Origin of the sequence: Mycolicibacterium chubuense (assembly GCF_001044255.1) — a bacterium.
In the GTDB taxonomy this organism is placed as follows: Bacteria; Actinomycetota; Actinomycetes; order Mycobacteriales; family Mycobacteriaceae; genus Mycobacterium; species Mycobacterium chubuense.
The window spans coordinates 54244-78703 of sequence record NZ_JYNX01000066.1; the positions used below are offsets into that span (position 1 = coordinate 54244).

Genomic DNA, 24460 nt, shown 5'->3' on the forward strand with positions numbered 1-24460 from the left:
GATCTTGCTGTGAAAACGCTGCGGGATTAGCTGTTGTCGGCGACGATAGGGTCACCGTCCGCGCACCCGCGTGGGCCTTCACCTTCGAGGACCCGACCATGAAGATCACCATCGCTTTCGCCGCCGCTGCGGCGTTCGCCGCCGTCGGCTTGGTCAGTGCTCCCGCGGCCATGGCCGATCCGGAGGGCGATTTCCTGTCGGTGATCGGCAAGGGCGGCATCACGTGGCCGTCGGAGAAGACCCAGCAGGTCATCGACACCGGCCGTGCGGTGTGCCAGGACTGGGATAACGGCGCCTCCTTCGAACAGGAGGTCTCGGACCTGACCAGCGTCACCGACTGGTCGGATTACCAGGCCGGCTACTTCATCGGGGCCGCCACGGGCGCCTTCTGCCCGGAGTACGAGTACAAGGTCAGCTGACGTCGGCGCCGCGATGAGCGGCGGTTAGACTGGCACCCGTGGTGCTGTTCTACGAACTCCTGCTCGTCGCGGCCGTCGTGGTCATCACGTGGTTCGCGCTGTACGCGCTGTACCGGCTGATCACCGACGAGTCGTGACCTCTGGCGACGACGCGGTCGCCGCAGCAGCCGAGCGTGCCCGGGAGACCGCGGCACGCAACATCCCGGCTTTCGGTGACCTGCCCCTGCCCGCCGATACCGCCAATCTGCGTGAGGGCGCGAACCTCGACGACCGTCTGCTCGCCCTGCTGCCGCTGGTCGGGGTGTGGCGGGGCGAAGGTGAGGGCCGCGGATCGCACGGCGACTACCGGTTCGGTCAGCAGATCGTGGTGTCCCACGACGGCGCGGACTACCTGAACTGGGAAGCCCGGTCCTGGCGGCTGACCGAGGACGGCGGCTACGACGGCCCCACTCTGCGCGAGACCGGGTTCTGGCGGTTCGTCAGCGATCCGAACGATCCCGGCGAGTCGCAGGCCATCGAGCTGCTGCTCGCCCATTCCGCCGGCTACATCGAACTGTTCTACGGCCGTCCGCTCAACCAGTCGTCGTGGGAGCTCGTCACCGACGCGCTGGCCCGCAGCAAGTCAGGCATGCTCGTCGGGGGCGCCAAGAGGCTCTACGGCATCATCGAGGGCGGCGATCTGGCCTACGTCGAGGAACGGGTCGACGCCGACGGTGGTCTGGTTCCGCACCTGTCCGCCCGACTGTCCCGGTTCATCGGCTAGTGCGCTGCGTGGCTGTGGCCGTGGCGTTGACCGCGGCGGGCATCGTGGCGGGTTGTTCGTCGACGCCGGCGGATGCGCCGGCCTCCTCGACGACGACGGTGTCGCCCAGCGTCGGTCACGGATCGCTCGCCTACTGCCTGGGTCAGCACGGGGTCCCGGCCCCTCCGGGGCCTGCCTCCGGGCCGCCGCCGGGCGTCGATCCGGCAACGTGGGACGGGGCGATGCAAGCCTGTTCGTCGTTGGCGCCCGGTCCGGACGCGCCGGCACACCCCTGACCGGCACACCCCGAACATGGAGCGGCCCCCGAGCCGTTGTTCCTGGTCGGACTCAACCGAGGGGCTCGGGGGCCGGGTGACTGCGGGGAATTCGCCAGCGCGCGCAGGTGTGCGACAAGCGCTCCCCCGGCGCTGCTAGCTCGCAGCCACCTCACATGTCCATAAGTCAATCAATTTGTCGGACCACCTCCTTCCCTGTGTACAGGCGAAAGTACCCGCGCAGCGGCTGGGCGACAAGGGAATTAATCTCTCAGCGATCACTGGTGATGGCGGCGTCGACCAGAGCGGCGAATTCGTCGGCCAACGGCGAAGGGGGCAGCGGATTGCCGTCGAGGGTGTGCACCCGCGCCGCGAGGGTGATGCTCGACACCAGCCAAACACCTTGTGCGGCAAGCAGATCCGAAGGCCGCAGGGGTTCGTAGTCGCAGTCGTAGCCCTTGTTACGCGCCACCTCGAACAGTGCCTGCTGCGTGGTGCCGCGCAGAATCGGATACCACGGCGGCGGGGTGAGCAGGCAGGGGCGGCCGTCGGCGGAGGTGCCGGCGATGACGACGGTCGACCGGGGACCTTCCAGCACGTGGCCGTCGGTGCTGACGAAGATGACGTCACCGGCGCCGTGGCGCTCGGCGTGCCGCAGCGCGGCCATGTTGACGGCGTAGGACAGCGTCTTCGCGCCGGCCAGCAGCCACGGCATCCCGTCGTCGGCGTCCGAGGCGAGGCCGCGGTCCAGCGTCAGCGCCGCGACGCCGCTGCGCCGGACCTCGGCGACCCGGGCCGGCAGCGGGCTGATGGTGGCGTACGCCGTGCCGGTGGGATCGCTCTCCCTGCCGCGGCTGTAGACCAGCCGGAGCGCGGCCTCTCCGCCACCGGCGGCCACCCAGTGATCCACCGCGACACGGACGGCCGACCGCCACTGGGGCAGATCCGGCTCCGGCAGGTCCATCAGTCGCGCCGAATGCGTCAGGCGACCCAAGTGCGCGTCCAGCAGGCACGGACGGCCGTGCCGGATCAGCAGCGTCTCGAAGATCCCGTCGCCGCGCACGGCGGCCAGATCATCGGCGTGGAGCAGCGGGGCCTGCGGATCGCGGAGCTGTCCGTCGAGCGAGACCACCACTCTGAGTCCGTCCGCCATGGGGAATCAGCGTAGTCCCGGCTTTTCGGGGCCGGCTCGTAGAGTTGAGCCATGTCTGTGAGTTCGGCGGGGATCCCCGCCCCGGAGAACGGCCCGGATGCCGGTGCGGTCTGGCATTACGGTGATCCGCTCGGCGAGCAGCGCACTGCCGCGCAGGGCGCGGTCGTCGTCGACCGCTCGCACCGGGCGGTGATGACGCTGACCGGATCGGAACGCAAGACCTGGCTGCACACGATCTCCAGCCAGCATGTCAGCGAGTTGCCCGACGGCGCGGTCACCGAGAACCTGAGCCTCGACGGCCAGGGGCGAGTCGAAGATCACTGGGTGCAGACGCAGCTCGACGGCGTCACGATCCTCGACACCGAGCCGTGGCGAGGCGAGGCGCTGCTGGGCTTCCTGCGCAAGATGGTGTTCTGGGCCGACGTCGTCGTGGAGCCGGCCGACCTGGCCGTCCTGTCGCTGCTCGGGCCGGGGCTGGCCGACACGCCGGTGCTCGAGGCACTCGGTGTCGCGGCCCTGCCGGCCCCCGGCACGGCCGTCGCGCTGCCCGACGGCGGTTTCCTGCGCACCCTGCCCGGCTTCGCCGGGGAGGTCGACCTCGTCGTTCCCCGTGCGCAGACCGCGCAGTGGCTGGACCGGCTGGTGGCTGCGGGGGTGCGCCGCGCCGGAGTGTGGGCGTACGAGGCGCACCGGGTGGCGGCGCTGCGTCCCCGTCTGGGCGTGGACACCGACGAGCGCACGATCCCCCATGAGGTGGGCTGGATCGGGTCGGCCGTGCATCTCGACAAGGGCTGCTACCGCGGCCAGGAAACGGTCGCGCGGGTGCACAACCTCGGTAAACCGCCACGGATGCTCGTGCTGGTGCACCTCGACGGCGATGCCGAGAGGCCCGCCCCCGGTGACCCGCTGCTGGCCGGCGGACGCACGGTCGGCCGGCTGGGCACTGTCGTCGACCACGTCGACGAGGGACCGGTCGCGCTGGCCCTTCTCAAGCGGGGCCTGCCTGCGGACACCGAGCTCACCACCGGAGGCACGGTGGCAGTGTCGGCGGCGATCGATCCCGACACCGTGCCCACGACCGATGTGGTCGGTGCGGGCCGGCTCGCGGTGGACCGATTGCGCGGTGGCGCGCGGTAAGCCACGGGCGAAACGGGGCCTGCCAGCGCCGCGGCGTTCGGCACGGTAAAGTGTCGGCAGGACAATAAGAACACTCAGATCGGAGCCGCCTAGTAATTAGGCCGCTCCGTTATTGCGCGAGGGGGTTCCCCCATGGGCCGCGGCCGGGCAAAGGCAAAGCAGACCAAGGTTGCTCGTGAGCTCAAGTACAGCTCACCGCAGACCGACTTCGAGCGGCTCCAGCGCGAGCTAGCCGGCGGATCCGACGATGACCGTCTCAACGGGGACGGGCCGTCGGACGATCGCTGGGTGGACGAGGACGACTGGCGGCCTTAGCCGCCCGCTCGTCGGCACTCCGCGGCTAGAACCGCGGGTGCTGGCCCACCAGCACTGCCCGTGACGCGTCCTTGCTGCCCTTCTCGATGCTCCCCAGGGTCCAGCAGTTCAGGTGGCGGGCAGTCAGCACGGCCAGTGCGCGGTCGGTGTCCTCCGGCGCCACCACGGCCACCATCCCGACACCCATGTTGAACGTCTTCTCCATCTCGGCCCGTTCGATGCGGCCGCGCTGGGCGATCATGCCGAAGACGGGCGCCGGGGTCCACGTGCCGCGGTCGAGTTGGGCGACCAGCCCGTGCGGGATGACGCGCTCCAGGTTGCCCGCCAGCCCTCCGCCGGTGACGTGGCAGAACGTCCGGACCTGGGTCTCGGCGGCCAGCGCCAGGCAGTCCTTGGCGTAGATGCGGGTGGGTTCGAGCAGTTCCTCGCCGAGCGTGCGGCCGAACTCCTCGACGTGGCCGGCCAGGTTCATGTGGTCGATCTCGAGCAGCACGTGGCGGGCCAGCGAGTAGCCGTTGGAGTGCAGACCGGTCGAGGCCATCGCGATGAGCACATCGCCGGGGCGGACCCGGTCGGGGCCCAGCACGTCGTCGGCCTCGACGACGCCGATGCCGGTCGCGGAGATGTCGTAGTGGTCGGGCGCCATCAGCCCGGGGTGTTCGGCCGTCTCACCGCCCAGCAGCGCGCATCCGGCCATCACGCAACCGTCGGCGATGCCGGAGACCAGCTCGGCGACCCGCTCGGGCACGGTGCGCCCGACAGCGATGTAGTCCTGCAGGAACAGGGGCTCGGCACCGCACACCACGAGGTCGTCGACCACCATGGCGACCAGGTCGATGCCGACTGTGTCGTGCTTGTCCATCGCTTGGGCGACGGCGAGCTTGGTGCCCACACCGTCGGTGGACGACGCCAGCAGGGGTTCGCGGTAGCCGCCGCGCAGCGCGAACAGCCCCGCGAACCCGCCCAGCCCACCGCGCACCTCAGGCCGGGTGGCCTTCTTGGCGAGCGGTTTGAACAGCTCGACAGCGCGGTCGCCTGCTTCGATGTCGACCCCGGCCGACGCGTAGGAAATGCCGTGTTGTTCGGCGCGATCGGTCATCGGCCCCAAGGTTACCGGTCTGCCGCGCCGGCCGGTATGGCCCTAGCCCACGTGACGGTCCAGCCACTGTTCCAGCGGGACCGCGGCCCGCAGTGTCGTGACCACGCGATCCTTGGCTTTCCGGGTCTCGAGCCAGGCGCCGACCGGCCAGCTCTTCATCATCGCGAGGCCCTTGTGTCTCAGCAGTTCGATCCGCGGGTGGTCAGTGGGATATCCCCGGGGCGCGGTCTTGAGCACGTCGTGCGCGGTGATCTGGTAGCCCGCCGCGCGCAGGTCGGCGACGATGCCGTCGAGTTCGGTCCCGGAGTCGGGGTCGTCGACGGCCGTCCGGAAGCGTTGCAGCGCCGCATGGTCGGGCATGTACAGCCCGCTGCCGGCGGACAGCCCCTCGGCCGAGAACGACACGTAGCCGGCGCCGATGCGCGCGGCGCAGGTGGTCTTGTAAGGGCTCTTGTCTGCGCTGAACCGCACGTCGCGGTAGGGCCGGAACATCGTGCCGGGACCGAACTCGTCGGCGAGTTCGGTCAGTAGTTCCTCCATCGGCGCCTTCACCTGCCGCTCGTAGGTCTCCCGGTGGTCCTGCCAGTAGACCTTGGAGTTGTCGGCCTCGAGGCCCTCGTAGAACTCCACCGCCTCGATGGGCCAGCCGCGAAACGCCATGACGTCATTGTGGATCATCGGCGTGCGGCAAACGCCCAGGTGCGGCGCATCGCTGTGCGATCCTGACGGCCATGGGACGAATGCTGCGGTGGGGGGTGACGGTGCCGGCGGTCGTCGCGCTGCTGGCTACCGCGGGGGTTGCGGCGGCCACACCCGGCGCCGGGGTCGACGCGGTGACGCTGTCCGATTCGACGGCCGACGGCAGTCACTACGTCGCCAAGTTGCTCACCATCGCCCCGGGCGGGGGCACCGGATGGCACTTCCATCCCGGTGACGTGTTCGGGGTGGTGCGGTCCGGCACGCTGACCCACTACTCCGCGGACTGCTCGGTCGACGGGGTGTATCCGGCGGGGTCGACGATCACCGAGCGAAGCGGACCGGGGTATGTGCACGCGGGACGCAACGAGGGGCCGGATCCGCTGGTGATGTGGGTGCTGTACGTGAATCCGGTGCTGAACCCGGCCGATCCGGCGGACGTTCCGCTCGTGGTGGACGCACCCGATCCGGGGTGTCCGCTGCCCGGATCGGGTTGAAGCTCCCTTTTGCGGGCAATCCACGTCGGCATCGGCACCGAACTCCTCTCGAGTGTCGACGACGAACGGAGTGCTGGTGTCGGCTGAGCAAGTGAAGTGCCTGGTGACGGGTGCGACCGGGTACATCGGTGGGCAGTTGGTGCCCGAGTTGCTCGGCCGCGGCCACGCCGTGCGCGCGATGGCGCGCAAACCCGCCAAGTTGGACGACGCCCCCTGGCGCAGTCGAGTCGAGGTGGTGCCGGGCGATCTGACCAAACCGGATTCGCTGACCGCCGCGTTCGAGGGCATGGACGTCGTGTACTACCTGGTGCACTCGATGGGAACGTCGAAGGATTTCGTCGCCGAGGAGGCCCGGTCGGCCCGCAACGTCGCCGCGGCCGCCGAGAAGGCCGGGGTGCGTCGCGTCGTGTACCTCAGCGGCCTGCATCCCGAGGGGGTGGAGCTGTCCCGGCACCTGGCCTCGCGCGTGGAGGTCGGCGAGATCCTGATGGCGTCGTCGGTCGAGGCGGTGGTCCTGCAGGCGGGGATCGTCATCGGTTCGGGCTCGGCGTCGTTCGAGATGGTGCGACACCTCACGGACCGACTGCCGGTCATGACGACGCCCAAGTGGGTGCACAACAAGATCCAGCCGATCGCGATCGACGACGTGCTCTACTACCTCGCCGAGGCGGCGACCGCCGAGGTGCCGAAGTCCCGCACCTGGGACGTCGGCGGCCCCGACGTCATGGAGTACGGCGACGCGATGCAGACCTACGCCGACGTGGCGGGTCTACGCCGCCGGGTGATGGTCGTGCTGCCGTTCCTGACCCCGACGATCGCGAGCCTGTGGGTCGGGCTCGTCACACCGATTCCGTCCGGCCTGGCCCGCCCGCTGGTCGAGTCACTGGAGTGCGACGCGGTGTGCCACGAACAGGACATCGATGCGGTGATCCCGCCACCGCAGGGTGGGCTGGCCCCGTACCGCGACGCGGTCGTCACCGCACTCAAGGAGGATGCGGCGCACAAAGGTGGCCGCAGGCATCTGCTGCGGTTCAGTAAGGTTGTGCCGCAGTAGATCTCAGGGTCTGCGCAGCGCCGACGCGTTGTCGTTGTCCGCGGTGAGCGGGATGCCGGTGCGCGCCGCGGTCGCCAGCATGTGCTCGATGACGTTCTTGCCCAGCGCGGTCTCGCCGGGCAGTTCGATCGGGTAGTCGCCGTCGAAGCACGCCGAGCACAGCCGCGTGGCGGGCTGCTCGGTGGCGGCGATCATGCCGTGCTGGGAGATGTAGCCGAGCGTGTCGGCGCCGATCGCGTGGCGGACGGCGTCGAGCATCTCGTCCCCGGTGCCCTCGGCGTTCGCCGCGTTGGCGATCAGTTCAGCCGGCGTCGCGAAGTCGATGCCGTAGAAGCACGGCCATTTCACCGGTGGCGAGGCGATGCGCACGTGCACCTCGACCGCGCCCGCCTCGCGCAGCATCCGGATCAGCGCTCGCTGGGTGTTGCCGCGCACGATCGAGTCGTCCACGACGATCAGCCGCTTGCCGCGGATGACTTCCTTGAGCGGGTTGAGCTTGAGCCGGATGCCGAGCTGACGGATGGTCTGCGACGGCTGGATGAACGTCCGGCCGACGTAGGCGTTCTTCATCAGGCCCTGGCCGTAGGGAATCCCGGACTCCTGGGCGTAGCCGACGGCGGCCGGCGTGCCGGATTCGGGGACGCCGATCACCAGGTCGGCCTCCACAGGCTTCTCGCGGGCGAGCCGGCGGCCGATCTCGACGCGGGTGGCGTGCACCGAGCGGCCGACGATCGTGCTGTCGGGCCGGGCCAGGTACACGTACTCGAACACACAGCCCTTCGGCGTGGGGTTGGCGAAGCGTGACGACCGCACCCCGTCGGCGTCGATGGCCAGCAGCTCGCCCGGTTCGATGTCGCGGACGAACGAGGCGCCGACGATGTCGAGCGCAGCGGTCTCCGAGGCCACCACCCAGCCGCGGTCGAGCCGGCCCAGCGACAGCGGCCGCACGCCGTAGGGATCCCGCGCCGCGTACAGGGTGTTCTCGTCCATGAAGGTCAGGCAGAAGGCGCCGCGCACGGTCGGCAGCAATTCCAGCGCCGCCTGCTCCAGCGAGGAATCGGCCGCACCGTGCGCCAGCAGCGCGCCCAGGATGTCGGAGTCGGTGGTGGCCGCGGCGGCGCCGCGGTTGCTCATCAGCCCTTCATCACGGGCGCGGGCCGCCAATTCGGCGGTGTTGACCAGGTTTCCGTTGTGTCCCAGCGCGACCCCGGTGCCCGCGGCCGTGTTGCGGAACACCGGCTGCGCATTCTCCCAGGTGGTCGAGCCGGTGGTGGAGTAGCGGCAGTGTCCGACGGCGACGTGGCCCGGCATGGCGGCCAGGGTCTGCTCGTCGAAGACCTGGCTGACCAGACCGAGATCCTTGAACACCAGCACCTGCGATCCGTCGGCCACCGCGATGCCGGCGGCTTCCTGACCTCTGTGCTGTAGGGCATACAGCCCGTAGTACGTGAGTTTCGCCACTTCCTCGCCGGGCGCCCAGACTCCGAAGACTCCGCACTCTTCTCGAGGTTCGTTCTCTGGCTGCGCGGGCTGCTCGGCGGTCACGATCTTCGCTGCTCCCTAGGGGCGGTGGGTGACGGTGGCCAGTCTACGGTGAACGGGCGGGAAACGCGGAATCCTGCACCCGCGTGGCCGCGCAGAACAACGACCGACGCCGGGCACCCATTCCCGACGTCAGTCCGGCAGCGCCACCAGCGGTAGCGCCGAGGCGATGTCGACGGCCCGGGCGCCCGAGAGCGTCAGCGTGCCGACGGCCGCCGCCTCGGCAACCGTGACCAGTCCGGTGGCCAGCAGCAGCCAGGTGCGGGGATCGGTCTCGACGACGTTGGGCGGGGTGCCGCGGGTGTGTCGGGGGCCGGGGATGCACTGCACCGCGACGAACGGGGGCACCCTCACCTCGACGGCGGCGCCGGGGGCCACCGCCGCCAGGGTCCTGGCCGTCGCCCGGACGGCGTCGGCGAGTTCGGTGCGGGACGGCGCCGGGGCACTCTCGTCGCGCAGCCACTCGGCCAGCACCGCCACCGCGGCGCGGGTCTTTGCCGGATCGACAGTACGGCGAACAGCCATGATCTAGGTTCTCAAAGTGTCTGTAGCCCGGGACGCGCCGCCCTACAAACTGCTGGGCGCACTGCTCCTGGTCGTCGTCGCCGTCGCGGGAACGCTGATCTTCCTGCAGTTCCGGGGCGACTTCCGACGCTCCGCGGAGCTCACGCTGGTCTCCGACCGTGCGGGCCTGGTGGTCGAGCCGGGCGCGAAGGTCACGTTCAACGGTGTCGAGGTCGGCCGGGTCGCCGGCATCGAACAGACCACCGCCGACGGCACCCCGCAGGCCCGGCTCACCGTGCAGGTCGATCCGAGCGCGCTGGCGGTCATCCCGGCCAACGCGGTCGCCGAGATCCGCGCCACGACGGTGTTCGGCAACAAGTACGTGTCCCTGAGTTCTCCGGAAAAGCCTGCCGCGCAACATCTGTCGGCGAACGACGAAATCGATGTGGCGTCGGTGACGACGGAGTTCAACACGCTCTTCGAGACGGTCACCGCGATCGCCGAGCAGGTGGATCCGGTGAAGCTGAACCAGACGCTCAACGCCACCGCCGCCGCACTGGACGGGCTCGGTGACCGGTTCGGGGCGTCACTGCAGGACGGCAATCGGATCCTCGACGACCTCAATCCCCGTATGCCGCTGCTGCGCTCCGACGTCGGCGCACTTGCGCGCCTGGCCGACGTCTACAGCGACGCATCGGCCGACCTGTGGGACGGTCTGGACGCCGCGGTCACCACCGCGCGCACGCTGTCGGCGCGTTCCGGCGACATCGACGCCGCACTGATGGCGGCACTCGGGTTCGCCGACCCGGCGGCCGATGTCATCACCCGCAGCGCGCCGTATCTGGTGCGGGGTGCCGCGGACCTGCTGCCGACGTCGAAACTGCTCGACGACTACCGGGGCATGATCTTCTGCACCACCCGCAACTACGCCGAGGTCGGTCCGGAGATCGCCCGCGTGCTCGGCGGCGACAACGGTTACTCGCTGCGCTCGGCGGGCACCATCATGGGAGCGGGCAACCCCTTCGTCTATCCCGACAACCTGCCGCGCGTGAACGCGCGGGGCGGTCCGGAGGGCCGACCGGGGTGCTGGCAGAGGATCACCCGCGACCTGTGGCCCGCCCCGTACCTCGTGATGGACACCGGTTTCAGCCTCGCGCCGTACAACCACATGGAGCTGGGGCAACCTGCTTTCGTGGAGTACGTGTGGGGCCGGCAGGTCGGAGAGCCGACGATCAATCCCTAGCCCGAAGCGCCACGGCGGCAACGGCTCCCGCCTCGTTGACGGCGAGGTGGGCCAGCATCGGCGCGGCGAGACTGCCCGACCTGTCGTACAGCCACGCGAAGATCCAGCCGGCCGCACCGGTGACGAGCACCGTGCCGGGTATCGACTGCCCGGCGGCGCGCGCATCGGGCACGTGCGAAAGCCCGAACACCGCTGCGGTGAACCACCGGCCGCCCGATGCGCCGAAGGCCCGCGCCGCCGCGGCTCCCAGCGCGGCGCGGTACGTCGTCTCCTCAGACCAGACGGTCCCGAACGGTATGCGCAGCAACATCCACCGGGCGGTCGAGTCAGGCAGAGTGCCCGCCGCGATCCCGGCCCGGACCGGCGCCACCCTCGTCGAACCGGCGACGGTGGCGGCCACCGCGGCGGCGGCCGCACTCCCCCACCGGAGTCCGCGGACCACGTCGGGCGGATGCAGACCCAGCGCCGAGCGGGCCGACACGGCCGCGGCGGTGCCGACGAGGGCGTGCGGCAGCGGATGCCAGCGCAGCGGGATGCGGGGGGCCACCGCACTCCAGCCGAGCAGAGCCGCGGCCAGGGTCAAGGCCCGAATCCGGTCCTGGCTCACTGGTTTCCGTCTTCGGCCTCGGTCTGCTGCAGCGCCGTACGGATGCGTTCGGTGTCGGCCGGGGTCCATCCGGGCGGCGGCGCGACGGCCGCCCAGCCGTCGAGGATGTAGTCGCCGTAGTTGTGTCCGTGCCCGCCCGGAACCGACGACGCGTTGGTCATGTCCGCGGCGACCTGCCAGAACGTCACGATCGGATACCACCGCATCGAGGCGGTGCGATCACGGCCTGGCGGTTCGGACAGCCAGTCGGGTTTGGTGAACAGCAAATCCTGCGACCACCACACGATCGGATCCGAAGGGTGTTGCAGGAAGAGCACTCTGGTGCCGTCCCACGGCGGTGCGGCGTCGCGGGCGATCTGCTGCGGATCGTTGCCCTGGGAGAACCGCACCGTGCGTCCGTTGTCGTAGCGGGGTTTGACCTCCGGGGTGCCCGGATCGCGGCGCACCGTGATCGCATGCCACAGCGAGCTGGCGTTGGGCGGCCCGACCCACAGCACCGAGGAGAAGCCCATCCGGGAGATGTCGGGCAGCCAGTCGAACGCGCCCTGACCCGCCATCGATCCGAGACTCTCCCCGTACAGGAGCAGACGGGGACGTCGATCGGGCGGCAACGTCGCCCAGCGGTCGTGGATCGCGTTGATCATCGTGCGGCCGAACTCCACCGATTTCTGCTGATCGCCGATGAACGAGATCCAGCTGGGCAGATAGGAGTACTGCGATCCGACGATCGCGGTGTCGCCGTTGTACATCATCTCCAGCGACCGGGCCGCGATCGGGTTGACCCATCCGGTGCCGGTGGTCGGCGCGATGACCAGGACCTTGCGCTCGAAGGCGCCGCTGCGTTCGAGTTCGCTGAGCAGCACCGCCATCCGGGCGTCGTCGGTGTCGGCGGTCTGCAGCCCGACGTACACCCGGACCGGCTCCTTGGCCGGCCTGCCGTTGATCCGGGTGAGCTCGGCCGCGTCGGGCCCGGTTCCCACGAAGTTGCGGCCCTGGTAGCCCAGGGTGTCCCAGGCCGCGAAAGACTCCGGGCTGCCGGATCTTTCGGGTGCCCTCGGCTGGACGACGCCGGCCATCGTGGTGGCGTTCTGCGGCTGGAACACCCGGTTGGCACCGGCGAGGAACCCCCGCAGCAGGACGCCGTTGACGAGGGTGATCACCAGCACCACCACGAGCGTCGTGCCGATGAACAGCGCCAACTCGTCGGAGAGCCGCCAGCGTCGGATCAGGTAGCGCGCCATGGTCTTGATCAGATCGATGAGCACCCGCGTCACCGCCACGCACGCCCCGCCGACCACCGCGGCGAGCACCAGCGTGCGCAGATAGCTCGCGGTGCTGGGGCCCTCCATCCCCATCAGCGCGGACACCTGACGCTGCCAGCCGGCCGCGGGGATCACCATCAGCACGCACGCGGTGAGCACGAGCACGACGGTGAGGGTCTTCAGCGCCGACGACACCGCCAAGGGCGGTGGCCACCAGGACCTTCCGGCGAGGACGAAACGGCGCGCCATGCGGGCGAGGAACACCCCGATGCCGTACCCGATCGCCGCGTTGATGCCGCCGATCAAACCCTGGAACAACCAGTCCCTGGGCAGCAGCGACGGCGTCAGCGACATGCAGAAGAACAGCCCGCCGAAGGCCATCCCGGTGAAGTCGAGGCGCAGCAGGCCCCACGCCCAGACGTAGAGCGGATGCCGGGTCGGCGCCTCGGCCGTCACCTGACGGTCACCCGAACAACCCGGGCAGCACACCTTCCGACGTTCGGCGCAACTCCTCCAGGGTGACCGTGAACAACCCCTGCACCTCGACGGCGGGTGCGCCGCCCTCGGGCCCCTGGTCGACGACGCCGATCCTGGTGGCAGGCAGGCCCCGCGCTTCGCACATCGCGGTGAATCGACTCTCCTCGGTACGAGGCACCGCGACCAGCACCCGGCCCGCCGACTCGGAGAACAGCGTCACGAACGGATCGCTCCCCTCGGGAAGCAGTATCCGGCAACCGGTTTCGCCGGTAAGCGCCCCTTCGACGGCGGCCTGGATCAGTCCGCCCTCGGACAGGTCGTGGGCGGCGGAGACGAGTCCGTCGCGGGACGCCGCGGTCAGCACCTCGGCGAGCAGCCGCTCGCGCTCGAGGTCGACGCGCGGCGGCACGCCGCCGAGGTGGTCGGCGGTGACCTGCGCCCAGATGGATCCGTCGAACTCGTCGCGGGTGTCGCCGAGCAGGATCAGCGTCTCCCCGGGCTCGGTGCCGAAGCCGGTGGGGATGCGGCGCTTGACGTCGTCGATGACACCGAGGATGCCCACCACCGGCGTCGGCAGGATCGGGGTGGTGCCCGTCTGGTTGTAGAAGCTGACGTTGCCGCCGGTGACCGGAATGCCCAGTGCCGCAGCACCATCGGCGAGACCCCGTACGGTCTGCGAGAACTGCCACATCACGCCGGGGTCCTCGGGGGAGCCGAAGTTCAGGCAGTTCGTCACCGCGATCGGGGTCGCCCCGGTGACGGCGACGTTGCGGTACGCCTCGGCCAGGGCGAGCTGGGCGCCGGCGTACGGATCCAGCGCGGTGTAGCGCCCCGACGCGTCGGTGGAGATCGCGATGCCCCGGCCGGTCTCCTCGTCCACGCGCAGCACGCCGCCGTCGGCGTTCTCGGCGAGGACGGTGTTGCCGCGCACGTAGCGGTCGTACTGCTCGGTGATGAACGCGCGGCTGCACAGGTGCGGGCTACCGAGCATGGCCAGCAGCGTGGCCCGCAGTTCGTCACCGGTGCGGGGGCGGGGCAGCGACGCGGACGTGTCGGCGTTGAGCGCGTCCTGGGTGGCGGGGCGTTCGACAGGCCGCTCGTAGACGGGGCCCTCGTGCGCGACGGTGCGCGGCGGCACGTCGACGACGGTGTCGCCGTGCCAGGTGATCTCGAGCCGACCGCTGTCGGTGACCTCACCGATGACGGTGGCCAGCACGTCCCATTTGCGACAGACCGCGAGGAACGCGTCCACGTTGTCGGGCGTCACCACCGCGCACATGCGCTCCTGCGACTCGCTGGACAGGATCTCGGCGGGTGTCATGTTGGCCGCCCGCAGCGGGACCCTGTCGAGCTCGACGCGCATGCCGCCGTCGCCGGCGGAAGCGAGTTCGGAAGTGGCACAGGACAATCCGGCGCCACCGAGGTCCTGGATACCCACCACCAGGTCATTGGCGTACAGCTCCAGGCAGCACTCGATGAGGACCTTCTCGGTGAACGGATCACCGACCTGGACGCTGGGCAGTTTCTTTCGGCCCGCGCCACTCTCGTCGCCGCCGAACGTCTCCGAGGCGAGCACGGAGACACCGCCGATGCCGTCGAGCCCGGTGCGCGCGCCGAACAGGATGATCTTGTTGCCCGCGCCGGAGGCGAACGCGAGCTTGAGATCCTCGGTGCGCAGCACGCCGACGCAGAGCGCATTGACCAGGGGGTTGCCGGCGTAGCTGGCGTCGAAGACGGTCTCGCCACCGATGTTGGGCAGCCCGAGGGAGTTGCCGTATCCGCCGATGCCGCGCACCACGCCGTCGAGCACACGGCGGGTGTCGGGCGCGTCGGCGGCGCCGAACCGCAGCTGGTCCATCACCGCGACCGGGCGGGCGCCCATGGCCATGATGTCGCGCACGATGCCGCCGACACCGGTCGCGGCACCCTGGTAGGGCTCGATGTAGGACGGGTGGTTGTGGGACTCCACCTTGAAGGTCGCCGCCCAGCCGTCGCCGATGTCGACGACGCCGGCGTTCTCGCCGATGCCCGCGAGCATGGCCTGGCGCATCTTCTCGGTGGTGGTCTCGCCGAAATAGCGCAGATGCACCTTCGACGACTTGTAGGAGCAGTGCTCACTCCACATCACCGAGTACATCGCGAGCTCGGCGTCGGTGGGCCGACGTCCGAGGATCTCGCGGATCCGCGCGTACTCGTCGTCCTTCAGGCCGAGTTCGCGGAAGGGTTGCGGTTGATCTGGGGTGGATGCTGCGTGGTCGACCGTATCGACCTCGTGGGTGAGCCCGGACGTCACCGCCACAGTCTAGTTCGTGGCCTGCGCCAATCGCGCCGCGGCGGTGGACGCGCCGGGGCCGTGCAGTACGACGCTGCCCAGCACCGCGACCACCATGACGATCAGTGCGGTGTGTTCGTCGCCCTCGGGCAGCACGTTGAAGGCCAGCAAACCGAAGACGATCGACGCGGTGCCGCGCGGGCCGAGCCATCCGATGAGCAGGCGTTCCCGCCGCGTGAACCGTGGCGACCCGAGCATCGCGAGAAACACCGGCACCACGCGGACGACGGTGAGCGCGAGCAGGCAGAACACCACGATCGACCAGGACACCCCGGTGCTGAGCGCCAGCACCGAGACCGCGCCGAACACGAACCACATCAGCGCCGTCAGCAGGAAGCCGATGTCGTCGAGCAACTCCATCTCCGCGCGCAGAGCGGGCGTGCGGCGCAGGTAGTGGAACGCGATACCGCAGACGAAAGCCGATACGAACCCATTGCCGTGCACGGCCAGGCTCAGCCCGTAAGCCATGACCGGGGCAGTGACCAAGATCATCCTGGTGCTCTGCGCGGTCATCGCGCCGCGCCGCTCGGCGAGGTTGATCAGTGTCGCGAGCACCGCGCCGACGGTGACGCCGACGGCGATCGCCGTCAGGGAATGCACCAGCGCGGTGCCCAGCGCGTGCAGGGGCCGTCCGGCCTGCCCGCGGTCGCCCGCCAGCGCGAGCCCGAAGAGGAACACCGGCGAGACGATGCCGTCGTTGTAGCCGGCCTCCACGCCCAGCAGATTGCGGATCTTCTCGGGGATGCGTTCGTCGCGCAGGATCGACTCGGCCGGCGCGAAGTCCGTGGGCACCACCACGCACGCGATGATCAGCAGCACCGCCCAGGAGACATCGGGCAGCAGCCAGGAACCCAGCAGCACCGACAGGGCCAGACTCAACGGCAGCGCAAGAAACAGGATCCGAAGCGCCGAGCGCGGGTCGCGCCCGAACAATCCGCCGCGGATGTCGGTGGCGTCGACGAACAGCAGCACCGCCAGGATCAGTTCGGCGCCGCGCTGCGCGGTGGTGCTGTTCAGCGATTCGGCGAGCGCGTCGGAGGTGCTGAAGCCGACCGCGATGCCGGCGAGCACCAGCACCATCGGCGCGGTCAACCGGAGTTTCTCCAACCGTCCCGCAGACAGCGCCCAGGCGGCGAACACCACCGAGAAGGCGATCAGCGAGAGCAGCACGAGGAGATCTTGCCAGCGGCTACCCGCCGGCGACGCAGAACGCGTTGCCCTCCGGGTCGGTGAGAACCACCCAGTCGAACTCCGGCCCGAAACTGTGCCGCCCGGTCTCCCGCGCCCCGAGGCCGACCAGGCGCGCCACCTCGGCCTCCTTGTCGGCGGTGTGGAAGTCCAGGTGCACCCTGTTCTTCCCCGGGGTCGGGTCGGGCACCTTCTGGAAGCCCAGGGTCGGACCGGACTGCCGGGCCAGCATCACGAATTCGCCTGGGGCGACGGCATTCACGTCGCCACCGACCGCCTCGGCCCACCAGCCGGCCAGCGCGTCGGGATCCGAACAGTCGATGGTGATCATCGCGACATCGAGTGACATGCACCCGAGGTTAGGTCAGACCGGTGACAAGAATGCCGCAAGCGCGGCGGAGTAGGCGGCGACGTCGGCGGCGCCCATCACCTCACGCGCCGAGTGCATCGCCAGCTGCGCGGCGCCGACGTCGACGGTGGGGATCCCGGTCCGCGCGGCGGTCATCGGTCCGATCGTCGACCCGCACGGCAGGTCGGCGCGGTGTTCGTAGCGCTGCAGCGGCACACCGGCCTGTTCGCAGGCCAGCGCGAACGCCGCCGCGGTGCGGCCGTCGGTCGCGTACCGCAGGTTGGGCTGCACCTTGAGCACCGGACCGGCGTTCACCTCGATGAGGTGGCCCGGTTCGTGCCGCTCGGGGTAATTCGGATGGGTCGCGTGGGCCATGTCCCCCGACGCCACGATCGACGTCGAGCAGCGGCGCAGGAAGTCCTCCCGCGCGCCTCCGGCGGCCAGCGTGATGCGCTCGAGAACGGTCAGCAGCAGATCGGACTGGGCGCCGTGGTCGGACTGCGAGCCCACCTCTTCGTGGTCGAAGAGCACGAGCACAGGCACGTGCACGCCCGGTTGGGCGGCCAGGAACCCCTCGAGACCGGCGTAGCAGGTCGCCTGGTTGTCCAGCCGGGGGGCGCTGACGAGGTCGCGGTCGACGCCGGCGAGCCGCGACGGGTTGATGTCGTGGGTCATCAGGTCGAAGCCGAGCACCGCGTCGGCGGGCACCCCGGCGTGGTCGGCGACGAAGTCCAGGAACGAGCGGGGGCCGGTGCCGACGCCCCACACGGCGTTGACGTGCCGCTGGGGGTTCAGTTCGACACCTTTGCGGTCCTCGGAGAGGTGGATGGCCAGTTGCGGCACCCGCAGCACCGGGTCGTCGATGCGCACCAGCACGTCGTCGAGGGAGTTGCCGGCGCGCACGGAGAGCCGACCGCTGACGCCGAGGTCGCGGTCGAGCCAGGAGTTCAGCCAAGCCCCGCCGTAGGGCTGCAGCGCGACGATCTGCCATCCCGCCACGGAACGGTCCGGATGCTGTTTGACCCGCAGGTTGGGGCTGTCGGTGTGGGCGCCGACGATCCGGAACGGCGCGGTACGGCTGTCGGCACCGGCCCGCCACGCGATCAGGGAGCCGGAGCGGACGGCGAAGTAGTCGCCGGCGCCCGGCCATGCGTCGCTCTCGGAGACCTCGGTGAAGCCGGCGTCGAGGAGGCGCCGCGCCGCCGTGCGGCAGGCGTGGAACGGCGACGGGGACGCATCGATGAACTCACACAGACCCTGCGCATCAGCCGCCATGGTTCTCCATCTTGGTCGATCACCGGAGTTGATCATGATTTAGGGTCAGACGGTGCCCGCTCCCCTGCCGCAGCCGGTCCTCGCACCGCTGACGCCGGCGGCCATCTTCCTCGTCGCGACGATCGATGCGGGCGGCGAGCGGGAGGTACACGACGCGCTCGGCGACATCTCGGGTCTGGTGCGGGCAGTCGGTTTCCGCGATCCCGCCAAGCACCTGTCGGTGGTGGCGTCCATCGGGTCCGACGCTTGGGATCGACTCTTCTCGGGACCGCGGCCCGCCGAGTTGCACCGCTTCATCGCGCTCGACGGCGGCCGTCACCGCGCGCCGTCGACACCGGGCGATCTGCTGTTCCACATCCGCGCCGAGTCGATGGACGTCTGCTTCGAGTCGGCCACCAAGATCGTCGAGGCGATGGGTCCGATCACGATCGTCGACGAGACGCACGGATTCAAGTTCTTCGACAACCGGGACCTGCTGGGCTTCGTCGACGGCACCGAGAATCCGGACGGTCCACTGGCCGACAGCGCCACCCAGATCGGGGACGAGGACCCCGATTTCGCAGGTGGATGCTACGTGCACGTGCAGAAGTATCTGCACGACATGGCGGCGTGGAAGGCGTTGACGACCGAGGAGCAGGAGGGCGTCATCGGCCGCACCAAGCTCGACGACATCGAGCTCGACGATGCGGCGAAGCCCGCGAATTCCCATGTGGCACTGAACGTCATCGAAGACGAGGCCGGCAACGAGCTGAAGATCCTGCGGCACAACATGCCGTTCGGTGAGATCGGCCGCGGCGAATTCGGCACCTACTTCATCGGGTACTCGCGCGCCGCCGCGGTCACCGAGCAGATGCTGCACAACATGTTCATCGGCCGCCCGCCCGGCAACACCGACCACATCCTCGAGTTCTCCACGGCCATCACCGGCTCGCTGTTCTTCACACCGATCCAGGACTTACTCGACGACCCCCCACCTCTTCCGTCGGCACCGGCCCGCCCCACCGGCTCGCTGGGCATCGGCAGCTTGAAAGGACGACCCCGATGAACAATCTGTACCGGGACCTGGCGCCCATCACCGATGAGGCGTGGACCGAGATCGAGCAGGAGGCGACGCGAACGTTCAAGCGCCACATCGCCGGTCGCCGGGTGGTCGACGTCAGCGAGCCTGGCGGTCCGGTGACGGCGGCGGTGAGCACCGGCCACCTGATCGATGTGGCGGCTCCGGGTGACGGGGTGATCGCGCACCTACGGGAGGCCCGGCCGCTGGTGCGCCTGCGAGTTCCGTTCACGGTCAAACGGATCGACATCGACGACGTCGAACGCGGGTCACAGGACTCGGACTGGGATGCGGTCAAGGAGGCGGCCAGGAAGCTGGCCTTCGCCGAAGACCGCGCGATCTTCGAGGGCTATGACGCGGCCTCGATCGGCGGGATCCGCAAATGCAGCTCCAACCCGGCGCTCGCGCTGCCCGAGGATCCGCGCGAGATTCCCGACGTCATCGCCCAGGCGCTGAGCGAACTGCGGTTGGCCGGAGTGGACGGGCCGTACGCGGTGCTGCTGTCGGCCGACGTGTACACCCGTGTCGCGGAGACCACCGCGCACGGCTATCCGATCCTCGAGCACATCAACCGTCTCGTCGACGGTGACATCATCTGGGCCCCGGCGATCGACGGCGCTTTCGTGTTGTCCACCCGCGGCGGCGATTTCGATCTGCAACTGGGCACCGACGTCGCGATCGGCTATCTCTCGCACGACGCGGACACGGTGCAGCTGTACTTGCAGGAGACGCTCACGTTCCTGTGCTACACCGCCGAGGCCTCGGTCGCCCTGACACCCTGACCCATTGCCGCGAACGTGCGTGTCTGCAGGCGCCACGCCGCTCTCAGAGGACATTTCGCGCACCCTCGCGGCGCGTCAGTAGCGGCGGGGTACCGTCCACGGGCGGCCGAACTCCAGATTGAACGACTCGGGATCGAAGGGGCTGTCGCCCCCGGCGGGGAAACTGGTCAGCTCGCCGACGACGATCCGCTCACCGGTGTCATACAGGTCGACTCGCAGGAAATCCGTTTCACGGCTCAGCTTCTCGGCCACGTCGATCATCTCGGAGAGCCGAGCGGGCTTCGCCGGCTCGACGTCTGCGCACGGCGCACTGCCCCGCAGCGCCAGGTGCTCCCAGTCCACGGTGAAGAAATCCTGCGTGCGCGAACCGAATCGGCCCTTGTCCACCTGGATGAAGGCGCATGTGCCATGGAAGACGAAGAACTTGTAGTCGTCAGGGACCGCTCCGTCGCCCCCGGTGAGCAACTCCTCGACGATCACGCGCCGGGGGATTCTTCCGTACACCCACTCACGGTTGGGCCCTTGGCCGTAGAGCTGCGCCGTCCACCCCCGGGCGATGCGGATCACGTCCACAGGCGCCGCCGCCTCGGACCGGACGTGCGAATACATCCACGAGCCCTGCTCGGTCGGCAGGCGGGCCTCCCGCGGCGCGCGATCGGAGACCACGATCGCCGCCCCGCTTCCATGCGTCGGCTTCACCACATAGGCGTTCGGCAACTCGACGTCGGCCAGTGCCGCCGGATCGTCGAGGATGGCGTACACGCGGGGCAGGTAACCCTCGCCCACCACCGCAGCGACATAGTCGCGCACTGCGGCTTTATCGGCGAACGTCACTATCAGCTGACGGTGATCGCGCAGCATCTTGTACCGCACCTTGTCCCGGAAGGTGCGAGGGTGCCGCGTCCGCCACAGGCGCAGCACACGCACCAGGACGCTCCGTTCGCGCCAGCGGACGGATGACTGCCGGCCGCTCATGCTCGCAGCCGACGGGCGGTCAGGACACCAATATCGCGTCCAGCGCCGAGTAGAAGATCCCGAGCCCGTCATCCGACGGTCCGGTCAGCGCCTCGGTGGCGTGCTCGGGGTGCGGCATCAGGCCGACGACGCGGCCATTGGCCGAGCTGATCCCCGCGATGTCGCGCATCGATCCGTTGATGTTGTCCCGGTACCGGAACACGACGCGCCCTTCGCCCTCCAATTCGTCGAGCACGTCCGCGGCGGCGACGTAGCGACCCTCGCCGGATTTCAGCGGCACCAGCAGATCAGCGCCCTGCTCGTAGCGCGTCGTCCAGGCCGACGTGTTCGACGCCACCTCGAGCCACACGTCCCGGCAGACGAAGTGCAGGCCGGCGTTGCGGGTCAGCGCGCCGGGCAGCAGTCCCGCCTCGCACAGCACCTGGAAGCCGTTGCAGATGCCGAGCACCGGCATCCCCCGCCCGGCCGCGGCGACGACTTCGCCCATCACGGGCGCAAAGCGCGCGATGGCGCCACAGCGGAGGTAGTCACCGTAGGAGAAGCCGCCGGGGACGATCACCGCGTCGACACCCTTGAGGTCGGCGTCGGCATGCCACAGGCTGACGGGTTCTCCGCCGGCCAACCGCACCGCCCGCGCGGCATCGATGTCGTCGAGGGTGCCGGGGAATGTGATCACGCCCACCCTGGTCATGCGTCGCTCTCCCGGGTCACGGTCCAGTCCTCGATCACGGTGTTGGCGAGCAGCGACTCGGCGATCTCGGCGAGCTTCTCATCGGCGACAGCGTCATCGACTTCGAGCTCGAATCGCTTGCCCTGCCGCACATCTGAGATCCCGTCGAAGCCCAGCCGACCCAGCGCGCCGACGATCGCCTGCCCCTGGGGGTCGAGGATCTCCGCCTTCGGCATGACATGCACCACCACTTTTGCCACGCGCACACTCTACCTGCGACGACACCCGCGTCGCGTCACCGGCACGAGCCCAGGTAGGCGGTGCACAACGGAGTGGCCATCGCGTCGAGGACCTGGGCGTCGGGCACAGCACGCCACTCGACCTGCGACGGCAGGGTGGTCCACAGTACGACCTCGACGACGGTGCTGCTGGCCGGGTCTGCCAGCAGGTATGCGTGCATCACCCGGCTGCCGGAGTCGCTGATCACCGTCGCGATGCGGTCGACCTCGCTGGTGGTGATCGACGGCGACGCCCCCGGGCCGGTCAGGTGACAGGTCGCCAGTGCGATCCGCGCTTTCTCCAGCGTCTCGAGGGCGGCCTTGCCGCCGGTGACCGTATCGCCCCGCCAGTGCATGACCTGCACCTGCAGGTTCCACTGGCCGTCCGGGTTGGGTACCGCGGCGCGCGCGGCGACGGAGTAGCGGCGCGGGTCGGTGGCCGAGGAGGGGGTGACGCACCACGACTCGAAATCGAACCGCGGCGCCGGCGCGGTGACGGCGACGCCGGCCAGGGCTGGCCACCGGTAGACCGATGCGAGCGGGATGGAGGAGGGCTCGATCCAGGCGGAGTCCGGGATCGCGTCGCAGATCGGCGGGCAGAACCCTGGTACGGCCTCTGCCCCGCTGGGTGCCACGAACACGCCCGACAACGCCAGAGCCAGCGTCACCACCCATCGCACCTGCACTACCCCCCCACTCCCCCTGCGCGCCACAATATAGGCATGCAGCTCACACATTTCGGCCATTCATGCCTGTTGGCGAGCTTTTCCGACTCCTCGGCCCCCGGCCGCGACACCACGGTGCTGTTCGATCCGGGCAACTTCTCGCACGGTTTCGAGGGCATCACCGGCCTGTCGGCGATCCTGATCACCCACCAGCATCCCGATCACGCCGACACCGAACGCCTTCCCGCGCTGCTGGAGGCCAACCCCCAGGCGGCGCTCTACGCCGATCCGCAGACGGCGGCCCAACTCGGCGAACCGTGGCAGGCCGTGCACGTCGGTGACGAACTGTCGATCGGCCACCTCACGGTGCGCGGGGTGGGCGGGCAGCATGCCGTGATCCACCCGGAAATCCCTGTCATCGACAACATTTCGTATCTCGTCGGCGACGGTGAGCACGCCGCGAAGCTGATGCACCCCGGTGACGCCCTGTTCGCGCCCGGGGAACCGGTGCACGTGTTGGCCACCCCGGCGGCAGCGCCATGGATGAAGATCTCCGAGGCGGTCGACTATCTGCGCGCGGTGAATCCGACGCATGCGGTGCCGATTCATCAGGCGATCATCGACCCCGTCGCGCGGCCGATCTTCTACGGCCGCCTCTCGGAGATGACCGACACCGATTTCCGCGTGCTCGACCCGGAGAGCGGGACCGACTTCTAGTCTCTTGCTGAGAGGAAAAGCCTTTCAGCTGTGAGTGATTCGGTCCTGGCCGGGAGTCGGGCGCAGCACTCACGATGGGGCGATGCGACGACATCTGCACACCGGGGTACGCGCGGTCCTGCCCACCTCTGCCGCGTTGGCGGCCGCCATGGGCGTCGGGCGGTTCGTGTACACCCCGATCCTGCCGTTGATGACGGCGCAGGCCGGACTGACCGCGCAGGTCGCCGGGCATCTCGCGACCGCCAACTATGTGGGGTACCTCGCCGGGGCGGTGGCGACGACGATGTCGCCGCGGCTGGCCCGGTCGGCGGTGGCGTGCCGGGTGGCGCTGGTCGGGATCGTGGTCAGCCTGGCCGCCATGGCGGTGACGGTGAATGTGTTCGCGTGGCTGACGCTGCGCACCGCGGCCGGGTTCGCCAGCGCGGTCGTGTTCGTCGTCGCGGTCAACACCCTGCTCGAACGGTTGCCGGAGAAGGTCGGCTGGGGGTTCGGCGGGGTCGGTGCCGGCATCGTGGTGTCGGCGGCCGCGGTGCTCGCGCTGCCGACCGAGAGTTGGCGTACGGCCTGGTGGGTGGCTGCCGGCTTGGCGGCGATGCTGGGCGCCGCAGGCTGGTGGGTGCGCCCGCAGCGGGTGCCGGCGACGGCCGCGACGGCGCGGGCCCAGGTGCACCACGCCGGCACGGCGCGCTTCGCCCTGCTGTTCGCCGGTTACACGCTCGAAGGCATCGGCTACATCATCGCCGGCACGTTCCTGGTGGCCGCGGTGGCCCAGCATTCCCCGGGCTCGCTGGGCACCAGCGTCTGGCTGGTGGTCGGTGTGGCCGTCATCCCGTCGGCCGGCCTGTGGGCGCGACTCGGGGGCCGGATGGGCCGGCCCGCCGTGCTCACCGCCGCGCTGGCCCTGCAGGCCGCCGGGATCGCGCTGGCCTGCCAGGGCAGCAGTGTCGCAAGTCTCCTCGGCGCGTTGCTGTTCGGCGGCACGTTCATCGGGGTGAGCACGCTGGCGATGGCCGAGGGCCGGCTGCTGGGCACCCGCGGTGCGGTGGCGCTGCTGACCGTCGGCTACTCCGTTGGTCAGATCGTCGGCCCGTTGCTGGTGGCACCGCTGCTGGGTGGTGGGTACCGGCCGGCGCTGGGCGTCTCGGCGCTC

General features: G+C 69.7%; 26 protein-coding genes and 1 pseudogene. 12 read left to right on the forward strand and 15 right to left on the reverse strand.

What is annotated here, in order from left to right:
- The first annotated feature begins 98 nt into the window (after nt 1-98).
- The 3 genes from MCHUDSM44219_RS24745 to MCHUDSM44219_RS29225 all read left to right on the forward strand — a co-directional run bounded on the left by MCHUDSM44219_RS24745 (nt 99) and on the right by MCHUDSM44219_RS29225 (nt 1457).
- A complete protein-coding gene (locus tag MCHUDSM44219_RS24745; protein ID WP_048420917.1) occupies nt 99-419 on the forward strand; it encodes a DUF732 domain-containing protein in 321 nt (106 codons plus the stop codon).
- Nucleotides 420-552: 133 nt separating this feature from the next.
- A complete protein-coding gene (locus tag MCHUDSM44219_RS24755; RefSeq protein WP_048420918.1) occupies nt 553-1182 on the forward strand; it encodes a heme-binding beta-barrel domain-containing protein in 630 nt (209 codons plus the stop codon).
- Between the two features lie 8 nt (nt 1183-1190).
- Nucleotides 1191-1457, forward strand: coding sequence for a hypothetical protein (locus MCHUDSM44219_RS29225; RefSeq protein WP_407661869.1), 267 nt, complete (start codon nt 1191-1193; stop codon nt 1455-1457).
- A gap of 250 nt (nt 1458-1707) precedes the next feature.
- Here the strand turns inward: MCHUDSM44219_RS29225 and MCHUDSM44219_RS24760 are convergent, their stop codons facing one another.
- Complete coding sequence (locus MCHUDSM44219_RS24760; protein ID WP_048420919.1) at nt 1708-2589, reverse strand: aminodeoxychorismate lyase; 882 nt, start codon at nt 2587-2589, stop codon at nt 1708-1710.
- 51 nt (nt 2590-2640) lie between these two features.
- On the opposite strand from MCHUDSM44219_RS24760, the gene ygfZ reads away from it, so the two are divergent.
- Together ygfZ and MCHUDSM44219_RS24770 are read left to right on the forward strand one after the other, a co-directional pair.
- Nucleotides 2641-3726 carry a CAF17-like 4Fe-4S cluster assembly/insertion protein YgfZ gene (ygfZ, locus tag MCHUDSM44219_RS24765; RefSeq protein ID WP_048420920.1) on the forward strand — a complete coding sequence of 362 codons (1086 nt, stop codon included), beginning with the start codon at nt 2641-2643 and terminating at the stop codon, nt 3724-3726.
- A gap of 132 nt (nt 3727-3858) precedes the next feature.
- Nucleotides 3859-4041 (forward strand): DUF3073 domain-containing protein, encoded by a 183-nt coding sequence (locus MCHUDSM44219_RS24770; RefSeq protein WP_048420921.1) that lies wholly within the window; start codon nt 3859-3861, stop codon nt 4039-4041.
- A gap of 25 nt (nt 4042-4066) precedes the next feature.
- On the opposite strand, the gene purM is transcribed toward MCHUDSM44219_RS24770, so the two are convergent.
- Both purM and MCHUDSM44219_RS24780 read right to left on the reverse strand, forming a co-directional pair.
- On the reverse strand, nt 4067-5140 hold the full coding sequence (gene purM, locus MCHUDSM44219_RS24775) for a phosphoribosylformylglycinamidine cyclo-ligase (RefSeq protein ID WP_048420922.1): 1074 nt from the start codon (nt 5138-5140) through the stop codon (nt 4067-4069).
- A 42-nt stretch (nt 5141-5182) separates the two neighbouring features.
- On the reverse strand, nt 5183-5800 hold the full coding sequence (locus MCHUDSM44219_RS24780; RefSeq protein ID WP_048420948.1) for a DUF2461 domain-containing protein: 618 nt from the start codon (nt 5798-5800) through the stop codon (nt 5183-5185).
- Nucleotides 5801-5871: 71 nt separating this feature from the next.
- On the opposite strand from MCHUDSM44219_RS24780, the gene MCHUDSM44219_RS24785 reads away from it, so the two are divergent.
- Together MCHUDSM44219_RS24785 and MCHUDSM44219_RS24790 are read left to right on the forward strand one after the other, a co-directional pair.
- Nucleotides 5872-6333 carry a cupin domain-containing protein gene (locus tag MCHUDSM44219_RS24785; protein WP_082162383.1) on the forward strand — a complete coding sequence of 154 codons (462 nt, stop codon included), beginning with the start codon at nt 5872-5874 and terminating at the stop codon, nt 6331-6333.
- Nucleotides 6334-6409: 76 nt separating this feature from the next.
- On the forward strand, nt 6410-7387 hold the full coding sequence (locus MCHUDSM44219_RS24790) for an NAD(P)H-binding protein (RefSeq protein ID WP_048420949.1): 978 nt from the start codon (nt 6410-6412) through the stop codon (nt 7385-7387).
- Nucleotides 7388-7390: 3 nt separating this feature from the next.
- On the opposite strand, the gene purF is transcribed toward MCHUDSM44219_RS24790, so the two are convergent.
- Complete coding sequence (gene purF, locus MCHUDSM44219_RS24795) at nt 7391-8932, reverse strand: amidophosphoribosyltransferase (RefSeq protein WP_048420924.1); 1542 nt, start codon at nt 8930-8932, stop codon at nt 7391-7393.
- 129 nt (nt 8933-9061) lie between these two features.
- A complete protein-coding gene (locus MCHUDSM44219_RS24800) occupies nt 9062-9454 on the reverse strand; it encodes a sterol carrier family protein (RefSeq protein ID WP_048420925.1) in 393 nt (130 codons plus the stop codon).
- Between the two features lie 16 nt (nt 9455-9470).
- Between MCHUDSM44219_RS24800 and MCHUDSM44219_RS24805 the strand changes: the two genes are divergently transcribed.
- Complete coding sequence (locus tag MCHUDSM44219_RS24805) at nt 9471-10676, forward strand: MCE family protein (RefSeq protein ID WP_048420926.1); 1206 nt, start codon at nt 9471-9473, stop codon at nt 10674-10676.
- Here the strand turns inward: MCHUDSM44219_RS24805 and MCHUDSM44219_RS24810 are convergent.
- Genes MCHUDSM44219_RS24810 through MCHUDSM44219_RS24835 form a run of 6 tightly spaced genes read right to left on the reverse strand, consistent with a single transcriptional unit; the run spans nt 10666 to nt 18166 of the window.
- Nucleotides 10666-11283: an Rv0804 family intramembrane glutamic endopeptidase gene (locus MCHUDSM44219_RS24810; protein WP_236695579.1), complete on the reverse strand. Its 618-nt coding sequence runs from the start codon at nt 11281-11283 to the stop codon at nt 10666-10668. The genes MCHUDSM44219_RS24805 and MCHUDSM44219_RS24810 overlap by 11 nt on opposite strands.
- Nucleotides 11280-13001 (reverse strand): alpha/beta hydrolase, encoded by a 1722-nt coding sequence (locus MCHUDSM44219_RS24815; RefSeq protein WP_082162385.1) that lies wholly within the window; start codon nt 12999-13001, stop codon nt 11280-11282. The genes MCHUDSM44219_RS24810 and MCHUDSM44219_RS24815 overlap by 4 nt, the downstream gene beginning before the upstream one ends.
- 7 nt (nt 13002-13008) lie before the next feature.
- Nucleotides 13009-15315 carry a phosphoribosylformylglycinamidine synthase subunit PurL gene (gene purL, locus MCHUDSM44219_RS24820; protein WP_048420952.1) on the reverse strand — a complete coding sequence of 769 codons (2307 nt, stop codon included), beginning with the start codon at nt 15313-15315 and terminating at the stop codon, nt 13009-13011.
- A gap of 9 nt (nt 15316-15324) precedes the next feature.
- A complete protein-coding gene (locus MCHUDSM44219_RS24825) occupies nt 15325-16524 on the reverse strand; it encodes a cation:proton antiporter (protein WP_048420927.1) in 1200 nt (399 codons plus the stop codon).
- A gap of 19 nt (nt 16525-16543) precedes the next feature.
- Complete coding sequence (locus MCHUDSM44219_RS24830; RefSeq protein WP_048420928.1) at nt 16544-16891, reverse strand: VOC family protein; 348 nt, start codon at nt 16889-16891, stop codon at nt 16544-16546.
- Between the two features lie 15 nt (nt 16892-16906).
- The gene (locus MCHUDSM44219_RS24835; RefSeq protein WP_048420929.1) at nt 16907-18166 is read right to left on the reverse strand and encodes a M18 family aminopeptidase; all 1260 of its coding nucleotides are present in this window, start codon (nt 18164-18166) and stop codon (nt 16907-16909) included.
- 52 nt (nt 18167-18218) lie between these two features.
- Here MCHUDSM44219_RS24835 and MCHUDSM44219_RS24840 point away from each other — a divergent pair, with 52 nt between their 5' ends.
- Nucleotides 18219-19211: a Dyp-type peroxidase gene (locus tag MCHUDSM44219_RS24840; protein ID WP_048420930.1), complete on the forward strand. Its 993-nt coding sequence runs from the start codon at nt 18219-18221 to the stop codon at nt 19209-19211.
- The gene (locus tag MCHUDSM44219_RS24845) at nt 19208-20005 is read left to right on the forward strand and encodes a family 1 encapsulin nanocompartment shell protein (protein WP_048420931.1); all 798 of its coding nucleotides are present in this window, start codon (nt 19208-19210) and stop codon (nt 20003-20005) included. The genes MCHUDSM44219_RS24840 and MCHUDSM44219_RS24845 overlap by 4 nt, the downstream gene beginning before the upstream one ends.
- A 75-nt stretch (nt 20006-20080) precedes the next feature.
- Here MCHUDSM44219_RS24845 and MCHUDSM44219_RS24850 read toward each other — a convergent pair whose 3' ends face one another.
- The 4 genes from MCHUDSM44219_RS24850 to MCHUDSM44219_RS24865 form a co-directional block, all read right to left on the reverse strand.
- Complete coding sequence (locus MCHUDSM44219_RS24850) at nt 20081-20932, reverse strand: ATP-grasp fold amidoligase family protein (RefSeq protein ID WP_236695580.1); 852 nt, start codon at nt 20930-20932, stop codon at nt 20081-20083.
- A 67-nt stretch (nt 20933-20999) separates the two neighbouring features.
- Nucleotides 21000-21671: a phosphoribosylformylglycinamidine synthase subunit PurQ gene (gene purQ, locus MCHUDSM44219_RS24855; RefSeq protein WP_048420932.1), complete on the reverse strand. Its 672-nt coding sequence runs from the start codon at nt 21669-21671 to the stop codon at nt 21000-21002.
- Nucleotides 21668-21910, reverse strand: coding sequence for a phosphoribosylformylglycinamidine synthase subunit PurS (gene purS / locus MCHUDSM44219_RS24860; RefSeq protein ID WP_048420954.1), 243 nt, complete (start codon nt 21908-21910; stop codon nt 21668-21670). Before purS ends, purQ begins: the two co-directional genes overlap by 4 nt.
- Before the next feature lie 35 nt (nt 21911-21945).
- On the reverse strand, nt 21946-22608 hold the full coding sequence (locus tag MCHUDSM44219_RS24865) for a hypothetical protein (RefSeq protein WP_048420955.1): 663 nt from the start codon (nt 22606-22608) through the stop codon (nt 21946-21948).
- Nucleotides 22609-22650: 42 nt separating this feature from the next.
- Between MCHUDSM44219_RS24865 and MCHUDSM44219_RS24870 the strand changes: the two genes are divergently transcribed.
- Nucleotides 22651-23310, forward strand: a complete 660-nt coding sequence (locus MCHUDSM44219_RS24870) for an MBL fold metallo-hydrolase (RefSeq protein WP_048420933.1) — start codon at nt 22651-22653, stop codon at nt 23308-23310.
- 148 nt (nt 23311-23458) lie between these two features.
- A pseudogene (locus tag MCHUDSM44219_RS24875) lies at nt 23459-24424 on the forward strand (YbfB/YjiJ family MFS transporter); the annotation flags it as partial.
- Between the last annotated feature and the right edge of the window lie 36 nt (nt 24425-24460).